Annotated in this window: 18 protein-coding genes and 1 pseudogene; 18 read left to right on the forward strand and 1 reads right to left on the reverse strand. The window is 56.5% G+C overall.

Features of this window, described 5'->3' with window-relative positions; genetic code table 11:
• The 14 genes and pseudogenes from WMO24_RS15845 to WMO24_RS10115 all read left to right on the forward strand — a co-directional run.
• Window positions 1-153, forward strand: a pseudogene (locus tag WMO24_RS15845) (dihydropyrimidine dehydrogenase); the annotation flags it as partial.
• Between the two features lie 126 nt (window positions 154-279).
• The gene (locus tag WMO24_RS10055) at window positions 280-1689 is read left to right on the forward strand and encodes an MATE family efflux transporter (protein ID WP_349216311.1); all 1410 of its coding nucleotides are present in this window, start codon (window positions 280-282) and stop codon (window positions 1687-1689) included.
• Between the two features lie 24 nt (window positions 1690-1713).
• A complete protein-coding gene (gene yfcE / locus WMO24_RS10060; protein ID WP_349216312.1) occupies window positions 1714-2262 on the forward strand; it encodes a phosphodiesterase in 549 nt (182 codons plus the stop codon).
• A 3-nt stretch (window positions 2263-2265) separates the two neighbouring features.
• On the forward strand, window positions 2266-3093 hold the full coding sequence (locus tag WMO24_RS10065; RefSeq protein WP_349216313.1) for a tRNA 2-thiocytidine biosynthesis TtcA family protein: 828 nt from the start codon (window positions 2266-2268) through the stop codon (window positions 3091-3093).
• A 108-nt stretch (window positions 3094-3201) separates the two neighbouring features.
• Complete coding sequence (locus WMO24_RS10070; RefSeq protein ID WP_349216314.1) at window positions 3202-4296, forward strand: ATP phosphoribosyltransferase regulatory subunit; 1095 nt, start codon at window positions 3202-3204, stop codon at window positions 4294-4296.
• A gap of 4 nt (window positions 4297-4300) precedes the next feature.
• Window positions 4301-4948 (forward strand): ATP phosphoribosyltransferase, encoded by a 648-nt coding sequence (gene hisG / locus WMO24_RS10075; RefSeq protein ID WP_349216315.1) that lies wholly within the window; start codon window positions 4301-4303, stop codon window positions 4946-4948.
• Window positions 4945-6222 (forward strand): histidinol dehydrogenase, encoded by a 1278-nt coding sequence (hisD, locus tag WMO24_RS10080; RefSeq protein WP_349216316.1) that lies wholly within the window; start codon window positions 4945-4947, stop codon window positions 6220-6222. The genes hisG and hisD overlap by 4 nt, the downstream gene beginning before the upstream one ends.
• A gap of 13 nt (window positions 6223-6235) precedes the next feature.
• Window positions 6236-7300 (forward strand): histidinol-phosphate transaminase, encoded by a 1065-nt coding sequence (gene hisC / locus WMO24_RS10085; protein WP_349216317.1) that lies wholly within the window; start codon window positions 6236-6238, stop codon window positions 7298-7300.
• A gap of 3 nt (window positions 7301-7303) precedes the next feature.
• Window positions 7304-7891 (forward strand): imidazoleglycerol-phosphate dehydratase HisB, encoded by a 588-nt coding sequence (hisB, locus tag WMO24_RS10090; protein ID WP_349216318.1) that lies wholly within the window; start codon window positions 7304-7306, stop codon window positions 7889-7891.
• Window position 7892: 1 nt separating this feature from the next.
• Entirely contained in the window at window positions 7893-8513 is a 621-nt protein-coding gene (gene hisH / locus WMO24_RS10095) for an imidazole glycerol phosphate synthase subunit HisH (protein WP_349216319.1), read from the forward strand.
• 5 nt (window positions 8514-8518) lie between these two features.
• Window positions 8519-9238 carry a 1-(5-phosphoribosyl)-5-[(5-phosphoribosylamino)methylideneamino]imidazole-4-carboxamide isomerase gene (gene hisA / locus WMO24_RS10100; protein ID WP_349216320.1) on the forward strand — a complete coding sequence of 240 codons (720 nt, stop codon included), beginning with the start codon at window positions 8519-8521 and terminating at the stop codon, window positions 9236-9238.
• A complete protein-coding gene (hisF, locus tag WMO24_RS10105) occupies window positions 9235-9999 on the forward strand; it encodes an imidazole glycerol phosphate synthase subunit HisF (protein WP_349216321.1) in 765 nt (254 codons plus the stop codon). Before hisA ends, hisF begins: the two co-directional genes overlap by 4 nt.
• Window positions 10000-10013: 14 nt before the next feature.
• The gene (gene hisIE, locus WMO24_RS10110) at window positions 10014-10661 is read left to right on the forward strand and encodes a bifunctional phosphoribosyl-AMP cyclohydrolase/phosphoribosyl-ATP diphosphatase HisIE (protein WP_407881840.1); all 648 of its coding nucleotides are present in this window, start codon (window positions 10014-10016) and stop codon (window positions 10659-10661) included.
• Complete coding sequence (locus tag WMO24_RS10115; protein WP_349216322.1) at window positions 10658-11473, forward strand: histidinol-phosphatase; 816 nt, start codon at window positions 10658-10660, stop codon at window positions 11471-11473. The genes hisIE and WMO24_RS10115 overlap by 4 nt, the downstream gene beginning before the upstream one ends.
• 39 nt (window positions 11474-11512) lie before the next feature.
• Here WMO24_RS10115 and WMO24_RS10120 read toward each other — a convergent pair whose 3' ends face one another.
• Window positions 11513-12412: a PLP-dependent cysteine synthase family protein gene (locus WMO24_RS10120; RefSeq protein ID WP_349216323.1), complete on the reverse strand. Its 900-nt coding sequence runs from the start codon at window positions 12410-12412 to the stop codon at window positions 11513-11515.
• 228 nt (window positions 12413-12640) lie between these two features.
• On the opposite strand from WMO24_RS10120, the gene ylxM reads away from it, so the two are divergent.
• The 4 genes from ylxM to WMO24_RS10140 all read left to right on the forward strand — a co-directional run bounded on the left by ylxM (window position 12641) and on the right by WMO24_RS10140 (window position 14949).
• On the forward strand, window positions 12641-13012 hold the full coding sequence (ylxM, locus tag WMO24_RS10125; RefSeq protein ID WP_349216324.1) for a YlxM family DNA-binding protein: 372 nt from the start codon (window positions 12641-12643) through the stop codon (window positions 13010-13012).
• 20 nt (window positions 13013-13032) lie between these two features.
• Window positions 13033-14373, forward strand: a complete 1341-nt coding sequence (ffh, locus tag WMO24_RS10130) for a signal recognition particle protein (protein WP_349216325.1) — start codon at window positions 13033-13035, stop codon at window positions 14371-14373.
• Between the two features lie 84 nt (window positions 14374-14457).
• Window positions 14458-14700 (forward strand): 30S ribosomal protein S16, encoded by a 243-nt coding sequence (gene rpsP, locus WMO24_RS10135; RefSeq protein WP_349216326.1) that lies wholly within the window; start codon window positions 14458-14460, stop codon window positions 14698-14700.
• 15 nt (window positions 14701-14715) lie between these two features.
• Window positions 14716-14949, forward strand: coding sequence for a KH domain-containing protein (locus WMO24_RS10140; RefSeq protein ID WP_349216327.1), 234 nt, complete (start codon window positions 14716-14718; stop codon window positions 14947-14949).
• Window positions 14950-15006: the final 57 nt, after the last annotated feature.

The raw sequence follows: 15006 nt of genomic DNA on the forward strand, positions 1-15006 counted from the left end.
ATCATCACCAACGGCGAGGACGGCCTGACCACGCGCAACGCAGTGTATGCGGGCGGTGACGCGGTCACGGGCGCAGCCACGGTGATTCTGGCCATGGGCGCGGGCAAAAGCGCTGCCAAGGCCATTGATGAGTACATCAAGAGCAAAGAATAATATGGATTCCCGGCGCAGGGCCCAAACCGGTTGAATGGTTTGGGTCCTGCGCCATTTTGTGACCGATTGCGCCACCGCAGAAACCGTGTTAAAATAAAAACGTATGACGGGTGAGGAGGCGGCGCAATGAACGCCTTTTTGGCAAAAATTTTTTGTGCACAGCATATCTTGAAGAACACCGCTCCACAGGGGGAACTACCGGATGACGCATCGCTGCTGCGTCGTACGATTCGGGTGGCATGGCCCTCTACACTTGAGTCGCTTTTGGTGGCGCTGGTGGGCATGGTGGACACCATCATGGTATCCCGTTTGGGTGCGTATGCCATTGCGGCAGTCGGATTGACGACCCAGCCCAAATTTATTTGTCTGGCTCTTTTCATGTCTCTGAATATTGCAGTGTCTGCTTTGGTGGCACGCCGCAAGGGCGAGGGAGACCGGGAAGGTGCCAACCGCGTATTGACGCAGGCGATTGTTCTTACGCTGCTGTTCACTGTGGTCATTACCGCGTTGGCTTTTGTGCTTGCCGATCCGATTTTGCGCCTTGCGGGCACCAATGAGGATACCCACGAAAGCGCGGCGATTTATTTCCGCATTATCTCGGCGGGAATGGTGTTCAATGTGGTGAGTATGGTCATCAATGCAGCGCAGCGCGGCGCGGGAAATACCAAAATCGCCATGCGCACCAATCTGGTTTCCAATGGCGTGAACATTGTGTTCAATTACCTGCTCATTGAGGGACGTTTCGGTTTTCCACGCTTGGGCGTGGCCGGAGCGGCGGTGGCTACGGTGATCGGAACAATGGTGGCTCTGGGAATGAGCGTTCTGTCTGTGATGCATCCGGAGGGCTTTTTGCATCTTCAGTTTCAGCGCGCGCGTTTCCGCCTGGAAAAAAGCACACTGGCGACCATTGCCAACATCGGTTCTTCTTCCCTGGCAGAGCAACTGTTTCTTCGTTTTGGATTCCTGACGTATACCATGATCGTCGCGCGGCTGGGGACCACTGCGTTCGCGGCGCATCAGGTGGGCATGAATGTGATCACGATTTCCTTTGCGATCGGCGACGGCCTTTCGGTGGCCTCGGTTGCACTGGTGGGGCAGAGCCTGGGCGAAAGGCGCGGCGATCTGGCGCGGGTGTATCTGGCCTTCTGCCAGCGGGCAGGCTTGTTTTGTTCGCTTTCGGTGGCGCTTTTGTACTCCACGGTAGGGCGCAACATTTTCCGCCTTTTTTCTTCAGAGGAGGAAATTCTGGTCCATGGCGATATGATCATGCGCATGGTTGCCCTAATCGTTGTGATGCAGGTGGCGCAGGTCATTTCCAGCGGCTGCCTGCGCGGCGCGGGCGACACGCGATATGTGGCGGTGGTCTCTCTTGTGAGCGTGGCGTGCATCCGTCCGCTCTCCGGTTATCTGTTCACTTACACCGCCGGGCTGGGGTTGTTTGGCGCATGGCTGGGTCTGGTGCTGGATCAGTTTATGCGTCTGTTCCTCACCACGCTGCGTGTGCGCTCGGGGAAATGGCTCAACATCCGGATTTGATTTTTTAGAAAAGGAACGATGAACATGAAATTGATGTTTGCAAGCGACCTTCACGGTTCGGCTTATTACGCCCGCAAAGTGGCGGAATTGTATCAGAAAGAAAAGGCGGAGAAACTGATCCTGTTGGGGGATCTTTTGTATCACGGCCCCCGCAACGACTTGCCTCGGGATTACGCGCCCAAAGAGGTAATTGCGCTGCTCAATGGCTTGAAAAACGAGATTCTGGCCGTGCGCGGCAACTGCGAGGCGGAAGTGGACCAGATGGTGCTGAAATTTCCGGTTATGGCGGATTATGCAGCTCTCTGGCTGGAAGGGCGCATGGTCTTTCTGACCCATGGCCATTTGTTCAACGAAGAGCATATGCCCTGCCTGCACAAAGGAGATGTGCTGATTCACGGCCACACTCATGTGCGGGTGGCGGCGGACCGGGGCGATTATTTCTTCTTGAACCCCGGCAGTGTCTCCATTCCCAAGGGTGACGGTATTCACAGCTATATGGTGTACGAAGACGGTGTGTTCACCACAAAAGATCTGGACGGCAATGTGCTGGAAACGCTGTCCATCCGGCGGTGAAGCATGGAAAAAAGAGTTGAAATTGAACGCAGCATTATAAAAAAATACAAAAAGCCGATCTGGCATCGTTTCATCGGCGCCTGCAAGGACTATCAGTTGGTGCAGGCGGGAGATGTCATTGCGGTCTGCATTTCCGGCGGTAAGGACAGTTTTTTGCTGGCCAAGTGCATGCAGCATCTGGCCCGCCACTCGGACGTTCCTTTTGAAGTGAAGTTTTTGTGCATGGACCCCGGTTACCGGGCTGAAAATCGGGCGCTGATCGAGGAGAACGCCGAAAAAATGGGGATTCCGCTGCATATTTTCGAGACGGACATCTTTGACAGTGTGGCAAATGTCACTCAGTCGCCCTGTTATTTGTGTGCCCGGATGCGTCGCGGCCATCTGTATAAAAACGCGCAGGCGCTGGGCTGCAATAAAATTGCTCTGGGGCATCATTTTGATGATGTGATCGAGACCGCGCTGATGAGCATGATCTGGGGCGCGGAGCTGAAAACCATGCTGCCCAAGCTTCACAGCACCAATTATCCGGGAATGGAGCTTATCCGGCCGTTGTACCTGGTGCGCGAGGCAGATATCCTGGCCTGGAAACGATACAACGACTTGCGCTTTTTACAGTGTGCCTGCCGCTTTACCGAGCAGGACGAGAGTGAAGCCAGTGCCGGACATGGCGCCCGGGGGCAGACCAAAGAACTGGTACGTCTTTTGCGTCAGATGAATCCCAAAGCGGACATCAATATCTTCCACAGTCTGCACAATGCGAATTTGAACATGCTGCCCGGTTATACGCTGGATGGAAAACTCCACAGCTTTTTGGATGAATACGACAGTTGATCTGAGCACGGTTTTGGAAACAAAACCGTGCTTTTTTCTTGACATTTTTTAAGAGATGCTTTATTATGCTATTATACTAAAGTGATGAAGTGAAAGGCGGGGACTGCAATGGAAACAGGGCTGCGGCTGAAAAAGGAAGAGGTGGTGCTGCGCCTGCGGGAGCTGTACCGCCGTTACGGATATCTTCCCTATAAGATGAGCAAATTTGAAGAGTACGATTTGTATGTGCGAAACAAAAGCTTTTTGGTCAGCGACAACATTCTGACGTTCACGGACATTGATGGAAAGCTGATGGCATTGAAACCGGACGTGACGCTGTCGATTTTGAAAAACTCCCGCCAGGAAGCGGGCCTGCAAAAGGTGTACTACAATGAGAATGTATATCGCACCTCTCCGGGGGCGCATGGCTATCGGGAAATTTTGCAGGCAGGGTTGGAATGCATTGGAGATCTGGACGGTTATGCCGTAGGCGAGGTGGTTATGCTGGCCGCCCGCAGTTTGGAACTTATTTCGCCGGATTATCTGCTGGATCTCAGCCATTTGGGATTTGTGACCGGGTTGTTGGAGCCACTAAAACTGGAAGAAGAGCAGCAGCGCAGTTTGCTGGAGGCAGTGGGACAGAAAAATACCGCTGCATTGGAGGTGTTGGCAGCCCGGTATGCGTTGCCGGAGCAAACACGGGACGTTTTGTGTCGGCTGGCACTTTTGTATGCGCCGCCGGAAGAGGCGCTGCCCCAGCTGGAACAGATGGTGTGCACAGAAGAGATGGCCGCGGCTTTGGACGAACTGCGCCAGCTGTGCGGTCTGATGGAACAGTACGGCCTGGATGACCGCCTGCGCCTGGACTTTTCCGTCGCGGATGATACGCGTTATTACAGCGGTGTCGTATTCCGGGGCTTTTTGCCCGGGTTGGCTGCGGGGGTACTCTCCGGCGGCCGGTACGATCACATGGTTCACAAAATGGGACGACCGGGCGGCGCCATTGGATTTGCAGTTTATCTGGACTTGTTGGAAGGGTATTTTGCCGTGCCAAAGGGCTATGATGTGGATGTGCTTTTGCTGTACGATGAGGGCGTTTCGCCGGCCCGGGTAGCTGCGGCGGCCAATGCGGTGCTGGCCAGCGGAAAGACGGTACGGGTGGAGCGGCAGATTCCGCCGGAACTTCAGTACCGGGAGCTCCGCACGCTGAAGGAGAGAGGGTGAAGGCATGGAATGGGTCAACATTGCCCTGCCCAAAGGGCGGCTGGGCGAAAAAGTCTATCAGATGTTCAAGCAGGCGGGGTATGCCTGCCCCGCCATTGAAGAAGAAAACCGGAAATTGGTGTTTGAAAATCCCGAGGCCGGGGTGCGGTACTTTTGGGTCAAACCCTCGGACGTAGCCATTTATGTGGAACGGGGAGCAGCCGATGTGGGCGTGGCGGGCAAAGACATTCTGCTGGAATACGTCCCGGATGTATACGAACTGGCGGACCTGGGTGTGGGAAAATGCCGCATGTGCGTCGCCGGAAAAAAGGACTTTCGGGATGACCGAAGCCGGACCCTGCGGGTCGCTACCAAATTTCCGCGTATCGCACGCAATTATTACAGTGCGGTCAGCCGTGACATTGATATCATCAAGCTGAACGGTTCCATTGAACTGGCGCCTTTGCTGGGCCTTAGCGATGTGATTGTGGACATTGTGGAAACAGGACGTACGCTGATTGAAAACGGACTGGAACCCAAGGAAACCATTGTGGACATCAGTGCCCGGTTCATTTCCAATAAGGTCAGTTATAAATTTAAAAATGACGCGATCCGGCGCATGGCTCAGTGTTTGGCCGGCCTGCCGGAAACCAACCAAGGAGGCTCCGTATGATTTCCATTTATTCGTATGGCCAGGTGCCCGCAGAGAAAATTTTTGCACGCTCGGATGACGGCGCAGATGTGAGCGTCGCGGTGCGGGACATTGTGGCCAATGTGCAGAAAGACGGTGATGCGGCATTGCGCCGCTATGCACTGCAGTTCGACAAAGCACAGGTGGAGCAGCTGGAAGTAAGCAAAGAGGAACTGGATGCGGCGGTGGCTTCGCTGGAACCGGCGCTGGTGGAACTGTTGCAAGAAGCGGCAGCCCGGATTCGCGCGTTTCACCGCCATCAGGTGCGCGAAGGATTTGTGGTCAGCGAAGAAGAAGGCGTTGTCCTGGGTCAAAAAGTGATTCCGCTGGATCGGGTGGGTCTGTACGTACCCGGCGGCACCGCAGCCTATCCGTCCAGCGTGCTGATGAACTGCATTCCGGCCAAGATCGCAGGCTGCCGGGAGATCGTTATGGTGTCTCCACCCAGCCGGGGCGGAGACATTGCTCCGGTGATTCTGGCGGCAGCCCGCATTGCCGGAGTGGACCGGGTGTTCCGCACGGGCGGTGCCCAGGCCGTAGCGGCTTTGGCCTATGGCACCGAGACCATTCCCAAAGTAGACAAAATTGTTGGTCCGGGCAACGCCTATGTGGCCGAAGCCAAGCGTCAGGTGTTCGGCAAAGTAGCCATCGATATGATCGCAGGCCCCAGTGAAATTCTGGTGGTGGCGGACGGTGCTTCCAATCCGCGCCATCTGGCAGCGGACCTTCTCAGTCAGGCGGAGCACGACAAAATGGCCTCGGCGGTACTGGTGACTGACAGCGCGGAACTGGCCAGGGTGGTGCAGGCAGAGATCGAACGTCAGCTGCCCCAGCTGCCCCGGGCGGCCATTGCCCGGGCGTCTATTGACAACAACGGCAAGATCATCGTGACGGACGATCTTGCCAAAGCCATTGAGATCGCCAACGAAATCGCACCGGAACATCTGGAACTGTGCGTAGACGACCCGTTTGCGCTGCTGTCACAGGTACGCAATGCGGGCTCCGTCTTTTTGGGGCGCAGCTGCCCCGAGGCGCTGGGCGATTATTTTGCCGGGCCGAACCACACACTGCCCACCAGTGGCACCGCCCGCTTTATGAGCCCGCTGTCCGTGGATGATTTTGTCAAGCGTACCCAGTTCACTTATTACACCAAAGAGGCGCTGGAAAAGGTCAGCGGCTCGATTGCGCGCTTTGCCCGTCAGGAGGGACTGGAAGCCCACGCCCGCAGCGCCTTGTCCCGGTCGGAAGAGGAATGAAAGAAGGAACCTTATGAGCAGATACATGAGCGCCCGGTTTGCCGGGCTGAATGCCTACACCCCGGGGGAACAGCCCCGGGATATGGACTATGTGAAGCTGAACACCAATGAGTCTCCCTTTCCGCCCTCGCCACAGGTACTGGCGGCAGTGCGGGGAGAAGAGGCGGAACGGTTGAATCTGTATCCTGACCCGGAATGCACGGCATTGCGTCAGGCTCTGGCACGGCAGTACGGCGTGGAAAAGGAGAATGTGTTCGTAGCCAACGGCTCGGACGAAGTGCTGAACTTCTCCTTTCTGGCCTTTTGCGACAAAGAGAATGGTGTGGCTTTCCCGGACATCAGCTATGGCTTTTACCCGGTGTTCGCCCAGCTCTATCAGATCTCGGCCAAAGTGGTTCCACTGCGGCCGGACTTCCGGCTGGCACCGGAGGATTATAGTAATCTGGGGTGCACCATCGTGTTTGCAAACCCCAACGCACCCACCGGGCTGGCGCTGTCGGCAGCGCAGGTGGAAAGCATGGTGCGCGCCAACCCGGACCATGTGGTCCTGGTGGATGAAGCCTATGTGGATTTCGGCGGCGAGAGCTGTGTGCCGCTTACAAAGCAGTATGACAACCTGCTGGTCTGCATGACCTTTTCCAAATCCCGCTCACTGGCAGGTGCGCGGCTGGGCTTTGCTGTCGGAAATGCTGCACTGATTGAAGATTTGGAAAAAATTCGTTATTCCACCAACCCCTATAACATCAACCGCATGACCATGGCCGCGGGCATCGCCGCCGTGGAGAGCGACACTTATTATAAAGAAAACTGCCGAACCATTCAGGAGAATCGGGCCTACACGGAAGAGCAGCTGGCCCGGCGTGGTTTTTCCACGCTGCCTTCGAAGGCGAATTTTATCTTTACATCCTGCCCGGATATGGATGGAGGCGCTTTGTATCGGGCACTGAAGCAGCGGGGTGTTCTGGTGCGTTACTGGGACAAACCGGCTCTGCGCAATTACGTGCGGGTGACCATCGGTTCCCGGCCGCAGATGGATGCATTTCTGGCGGCGGTGGATGATGCCAGAAAGGAGATTTGAACCATGCGTACAGCACAGATCAATCGAAAAACCGGGGAGACGGACATCTCCCTGATTTTGAATGTAGACGGCACCGGCAAGAGCAAAGTTGCCACGGGCTGCGGCTTTTTGGACCATATGCTGACGCTGTTTGCCCGGCACGGCCGATTTGACTTGACGGTGCAGTGCAAGGGCGACACCTGGGTGGATGACCATCACACCGTGGAGGACGTGGCCATCTGCCTGGGGGACGCCCTGGCGAAGGCGCTGGGGGATTTGCGGGGTGTTACCCGTTACGGCAGCATGCTGCTGCCCATGGACGAAGCGCTGATCCTCACGGCGGTGGACCTGTCCGGGCGGGGAATGCTGTGCTGTGAGATGAATATCCCCACGGAGAAGGTGGGAACCTTTGATACACAGCTGGCACAGGAGTTTTTACTGGCGCTGACCCGCCGCGGCAATTTCACACTGCATGTGCGCCAGCTGGCAGGCTGCAACAGCCATCACATTATTGAAGGAATGTTCAAAAGTCTGGCCCGCAGCCTGCGGCAGGCGGTGGCATTGGACCCGACGGCCGCAGGGGAGATCCCATCCACAAAGGGGGTTCTGTGAGATGATCGCCATTGTGGATTACGGCGTCGGAAACCTGTTTTCCCTTCAATCCTCCTTCGCGGCCATCGGCGCAGAAGCCTGCGTCACGGGCGATGCGGAGAAAATTCTCGCTGCTGACCGGGTGGTTCTGCCGGGCGTAGGTGCTTTTGGAGACGCTGCCGCCCTGTTAAAAAGCACCGGTTTGGATGAGACCGTGCGCGAAGCGGCTCGGGCGGGTAAGCCGCTGCTGGGCATCTGCCTGGGAATGCAGCTGCTTTTGGAGCAGAGCCTGGAATATGGAACGCACGCAGGTCTGGGGCTCGTTCCAGGCACGGTGCGGCCTATTCGGCCGATGATCCCCGCGGAGTATAAGGTCCCGCACATCGGCTGGAATGCACTGTGCTTTTCAGAGGACAAACCGGTCCATCCGCTGTTTTCCCGCATTCGCCCGGGTGACTGTGTGTACTTTGTTCACTCTTACTATGCGGACAGCCCGGATGAAGCGATCATCGCCCGGGCAGAGTACGGCCCGCTGCTGACGGCAGCGGTGGCCCGTGACAACGTGATGGGCGTGCAGTTTCATCCGGAAAAAAGCGGCGCTGTGGGACTCAGCATCCTGCGCGCCTTTTGTGAAATGGAGTAACCGTTATGATTCTTTTTCCCGCAATGGATTTAAAGGACGGGCAGGTGGTCCGTCTGTATAAAGGGGATTTTGCCACTGTGCAGCAGGTGGCGCAGGACCCGGCCGCCACGGCTACGGCGTTTCGTGACGCGGGTGCGGCGTATGTGCACATGGTGGACCTGGACGGAGCCCAAAACGGCCAGCGCAAAAACCGTGATATCGTGCAAACCGTGGTGCAAAGCGGGCTGAAAGTGCAGTTGGGCGGTGGTATTCGCACCCAGGAGGACCTTGCAGCAGTGTTTGACATGGGTGTCTATCGGGCTGTTCTGGGATCTGCCGCTGTGTCCAACCCGCAGCTGGTAGCGGATGCGGTAGTTCGCTGGGGAGCCGAACACATTGCCGTAGGCGTGGATGCCCGGAACGGTAAAGTGTGCACTGCCGGCTGGGTGGAGGATTCCGGCCTGGATTACTGCGAGTTTGCCCGCGAAATGGAAGCACTGGGCGTTTCCACGCTGATTTTTACAGACATCGATACCGACGGAACGCTGCAGGGACCGTCTTTCCACCGCCTTGAGCAGCTGCAGAAAGCTGTGGGCTGCCGCATCGTTGCATCCGGCGGGGTGAGCAGCAACGAGGACCTGCGCAGGTTGAGCGGGATGGGCCTTTATGGCGCCATCATCGGGAAAGCCTGGTATACCGGTGCGGTAGACCTGGCCCGCGCCGTGCGGGAGGAGGGGGCACAATGATTACAAAACGAATCATTCCCTGCCTGGACGTGAAGGACGGCCGGGTGGTGAAGGGCGTCAATTTTCTGGGCCTCAGCGATGTGTCCAGTCCGGTAAAACTGGCGAAGTTTTACAGCGACAGCGGCGCCGATGAGCTGGTATTTTACGACATTACGGCTTCGGTGGAAGGGCGGGCACTGTTTACAGACATTCTCACACAGGTGGCTTCGCAGATTTTCATTCCGCTTACGGTGGGCGGCGGCATTCAGACACTGGATGATTTTGACCGCGTGCTGAAATGCGGCGCGGACAAAGTCAGCGTTAATTCAGGTGCCATCCGGGACCCGTCTTTGATTGGGGCGGCGGCACGACGCTATGGAGATCAGTGCGTGGTGCTCAGCGTGGATGCGAAACGGGTGGACGGTTCGTTCCACGTGTTTGCAAAAGGAGGCCGGGAAGATACCGGCATGGACGCCATTCAGTGGATTCGCCGGGGCGTGGCAGAAGGCGCGGGGGAGATCGTGCTCAACAGCATTGACACCGACGGCGTGAAAAAAGGTTTTGACCTGGAAATGCTGGCTGCAGTGTGCGACGCGGTGAATGTGCCGGTCATTGCCTCAGGTGGTGCCGGATGTGAGCAGGATTTTGTCACCCTGTTCGAGACGCTGCCCAAGGTGGATGCGGGGCTGGCCGCCTCTATTTTTCATTTTGGTGAAGTGTCGATTCCCGAATTGAAACGCACGCTGGCCCGGCGGGGAATCCCCATGCGGGTTTTGGATTAAAGGAGGAAGTTTTCGTGCTGTCTGTTGATGATTTGAAATTTGACGCGCAGGGTCTGATCCCGGCCATCGTTGTGGATGCAGGGTCGGGAAAGGTGCTTACACTTGCTTATATGAACCGGGAGAGCCTTTCCATCAGTCTGGCGGAAGGGCGCACCTGCTTTTGGTCCCGCTCCCGCCAGACACTGTGGCGCAAGGGGGAAACCTCGGGCAATGTGCAGCATATCCGCACCATCACAGCGGATTGTGACCGGGATGCGCTGGTGATCACAGTGGACAAAGAAGGACCTGCCTGCCATTTGGGAACAGACTCCTGCTTCAATGATCCGCTGTACATCTCTCAGTCGGGAGAGCCGTTTTCTGTGGAAGGGCTGTATCAGTTGCTGCAAGGCCGGAAAGAGACCCTTCCGGAAGGCTCTTATACCACGTACCTGTTCCAGAAGGGACTGGATAAAATTCTGAAAAAGGTGGGGGAGGAATCCACCGAGGTGATCATTGCGGGCAAGGCACAGGATAAGGCCGAGACCATCTACGAGATTGCCGACCTGATGTACCACGTGATGGTACTGATGGTGGAGATGGGGATTTCCGTGGAAGATGTGCGCAAGGAACTGGCATCCCGCCATGTGATCGACCACAAGGTCAAACAGGAGAAAATGACATGAGACCGCAGAGCCTGCATACGCACACGGTTTTTTGCGACGGGACAGGAACGCCTGCACAGATGGCGGAAGCTGCCTTCCGAGCAGGTTGCAGCGCCATCGGGTTTTCCGGCCATGCACCTCTGGCGGAGCAGTCCTGGACCATGCGGGAAGAGGAGATCGCAGCTTACCGCAGCCAGGTCCTGGAACAGCGCCGGCGCTGGGCGGGGAAAATGGATGTATATCTGGGCCTGGAACAGGACTTTTTTTCTCCGCCGACTGTCGGAGAATGGGATTACCTTATCGGGTCGGTGCATGGAGTGCCGGCAGAAGGGGCATTGCGTTGGGTGGATGAGAGCGAGGAGGCCTTTCGGCGTCTGCTGTGCCTGTTTGGCGGAGACGCCATGGCGCTGGCGAAAGCGTACTATCGTCTGACAGCACAGGTGGTCCAGCAAACCGGATGTCAGATCGTGGGGCATTTTGATCTTCTGACCAAGTTTAATGAGGAGGACCGTCTGTTTGATACGTCGGCCCGCGCCTATCGCCATGCGGCGCTGGAAGCGCTGGATGCGGTGTTGGAACAGGACGCGATTCTGGAGGTGAATACCGGTGCCGTTTCACGGGGATACCGCACCTTGCCGTACCCGGCTCCGTTCCTGCTTCGCGCCATTGCGCAAAGAGGCGGGCGCATCACACTGACCGCTGACAGTCACAGCCCCGAAACGATTGTATTTGGCTACCGGCAGGCGCTGGAAATCCTTCAGGCCTGCGGCTTTTCCAGCTTGTGGTATCTTTCTCCAGAAGGGTTTCGGGAAGGGCCCTTGCCACAATTATAAAAAAGAAGCCCGGACCATGGTCCGGGCTTCTTTTACTGTTTATTCATACAACTCTTTTCCCGCAAAAATGCACAGGACACGCTGGAGTTCGGGCTTTTCTTCCATCAGTTCCCGGGCGGCTGCCAGTGTTGCGCCCGCACTGGGCGAAGCCGGTACGGCATCGGTACGAAGAACCTCCTGCGCCGTCTGGTTGGCCACATTGGATGCCACGGGCACTACGCCGTCCACAATGTAGGGATTGTAGTTTTCGGGCACAAAGCCGGCCCCCAAGCCGGGAATGTTGTGTTTGCCGACAAATCCGCCGCCGATGGCCTGGCTTTCGTAAGGCTCCACCGCAATGATCTTTACATCCGGGTACCATGCTTTGATGTATTCGCCCACACCGGTAATGGTTCCGCCGGAACCCACGCCCACCACAATGGCATCCAAGGCCCCTTCGGTGGCACGGGCAATGTTGGGGCCTGTCACCCGGCGGTGAAATTCGGCGTTGCAGTCGTTGTCAAAATAGTTCAAGTAATAGCCGCCGGTGCGCTCCACAGCTTCCTGCGCGCGCTTTTCCACACCCCGGCGTCCGTATACGTAATTGGTCAGCGCGATTTTGGCGCCCAGTTTTGCCAGCATGTGCTGGCGTTCTGTGGGAACGGTCGCCGGCATGCACAGTACCAGCGGGTGCCCGCTGCGGGCGCAGGAAATGGCCAATGCCACCGCAAAACTGCCGCTGGATCCTTCCACCACAGTCTGACCGGGTTTCAAAAGCCCTTTTTCAGTGGCAATGGCCAGCATTCCTTCAGCCAGCGCGTCCTTGGCTGAATTGGTGGGGCCACCCGCCGCCAGATACGCATACAGGGAAGCGGGCAGACCGTGCCGCGCGCTGTATCCGGCCAGACGCACTACAGGACGCTGATACAGTGTTTCGTAATAGCTTTGAAAAATCTGCACGGCAAATCCGCCCCCTTTTTGTGGAAAAGTCGAACATTTCTTCTTTTATTATACAATAAACGCCATCAGATGCAACAGGGAAAAGCCCCGAAAAAACGTCTCTTTTTGTCATTTTGACAAAGTGAAAAACCAACGTGTAAACCTATTGACTTTACACGCGCGGTGCGGTATAATAGCGCATGTTGTAAAGTGCTTTGCGTTTACAAGAACGCTGGGAGGAGGAGAGACGTGGCCAAAAATCTGGAGATTTCTTACCTGCTTGATTTTTACGGCGACGTGCTCACCGATAAGCAGCGCGATGTGATGGAGCAGTATTATAACGATGATTTTTCCCTGTCCGAAATTGCGGAAAATTTCGGCATCAGCCGGCAGGGCGTGCGCGACGCGATCAAGCGCGGCGAGACCACCATGCTGGAACTGGAGGAAAAAATCGGGTTTGCAAAGCGTTACCGGGCCATGCAGGAGGGCCTTTCCCGGCTGGATCATCTGACAAGAGAGATCCGTTTTTGCAACGCCAATCGCTATGACATGAGCGAGGAGATTCAAAATTCCTGCAACGAGATGCTGGACATCGTGAAGTCCATCACCGACAATCAGTAACCACACCGAAAGGAACCGATATGGCCTTTGAATCCTTAAGCGACAAACTGTCGTCCGTCTTTAAAAAGCTGCGCGGCAAGGGAAAGCTCACGGAGCAGGACATCAAGGAAGCCATGCGCGAGGTGCGTATGGCACTTCTGGAAGCCGATGTCAACTACAAGGTTGCCAAAGACTTCATTGCGGATGTGACCCAGCGCGCCATGGGCCAGGAGGTCATGGAAAGCCTGACTCCCGCCCAGCAGGTTATCAAAATCGTCAACGAGGAATTGACCCGCTTGATGGGCGGCGATGAAGCGGCCCGCATTCATATCAAGTCGAAACCGCCTACAATCATCATGATGTGCGGCTTACAGGGTGCCGGTAAAACCACGCATTGCGCAAAACTGGCCAAGCGCTTTTTGAAGGAAGGCCATCGGCCGTTGCTGGTCGCTTGCGATATTTACCGCCCGGCGGCTGTGGATCAGCTGTGTGTGGTGGGTGCCCAGGCGGGAGCACCGGTTTTCAAGCTGGATGGCGCAAAACCAGAGGAGATCGCCCGTCGCGCCGTGATGCATGCCAAGGATCACGGAAACGATATTGTGATTCTCGATACCGCCGGTCGTCTCCATGTGGACGAGGAACTGATGGCTGAATTAGGGCGCATCAAGCAGACGGTCCCCGTGGACGAGACGCTGCTGGTCATCGATGCCATGGCAGGTCAGGACGCGGTCAATGTGGCCAAAAGCTTTGGCGAGAGCACCGGCCTGGATGGCGTCATTCTCACGAAGCTGGACGGTGATACCCGAGGCGGTTCCGCACTCAGCGTGCGTGCTGTAACGGGCAAACCTATCAAATTTGCAGGCGTGGGCGAGAAGCTGGACGATTTGGAAGTCTTCCATCCCGCCCGCATGGCCAGCCGCATTCTGGGAATGGGCGATGTGCTGACGCTGATCGAGAAGGCGCAGGACACGGCGGATGCAAAAAAAGCGGAAGAGACCGCCCGGCGCCTGATGGAGAACAAGTTCGACATGAACGATATGCTGGACCAGTTGGCGCAGCTGAAAAAGATGGGCGGCGCGGGTGCGCTGGTCTCCATGCTGCCAGGCTTGGCCGGAAAAGTGGATATGGACGAGATCAACGAGTCCAAGGCTTTTGTTCATATCGAAGCCATTATTCAGAGTATGACTCCCGCCGAGCGGGAAAAACCGTCGATCATTGATCCCAAGCGCAAGCGACGCATTGCCGCGGGCAGCGGGACCAAAGTGGAAGACGTGAACCGCCTGCTGCGCCAGTTTGAGCAGATGAGCAAAATGATGAAGCAGCTGAAAAAGAACCCGAAAAAGTTCGGGCGCGGCGGTTTTGGCCGGTTGTTCGGCATGTAAGCGATGGTTTCGGCCTTTGGTCGATGCTATAAATTCATTGCGGTGCCTTGGGCAGCGCAATACAAAAATACAGGAGGTGACAGCATGGCTGTTAAAATCAGACTGCGCCGCATGGGCGCGAAGAAAGCTCCCTTCTACCGCGTGGTAGTTGCGGACTCCCGTTTCCCCCGCGATGGCCGCTTCATTGAGGAGATCGGTTACTACGATCCCACCAAGGAGCCGGCGGTCGTGAAGATCGATGCGGAGAAAGCGAAAACCTGGATTGCCAACGGCGCCCAGCCCACCGATACGGTGCGTGTTCTGCTGAAGAAGAACGACATTCTGTAATTTGGGGGTAGCGACATGCAGGAGCTTTTGTTGGCAGTCGCAAAGGGCCTTGTGGAAAACAAGGACGCCGTGCAGGTAACGGTAGACGAAGCCAATGAGGAAGGCGTCATTGTGTACCACCTCACGGTTGCGGAAGAAGACATGGGCCGAGTAATCGGCAAGCAGGGCCGTATTGCCAAGGCCATCCGTGTAGTCATGCGCGCCGCCGCGGTGCGGGAAGGCGTAAAAGTCATGGTGGAGATTGGCTAACAGGTCCCCGTCAGCCTAAGAAAATGGCTGTCGCAAGAAACTCGTTTGGGTTTCTTG

It is taken from the genome of Ruthenibacterium intestinale, from assembly GCF_040096265.1.
GTDB lineage: Bacteria > Bacillota > Clostridia > Oscillospirales > Ruminococcaceae > Ruthenibacterium > Ruthenibacterium komagatae.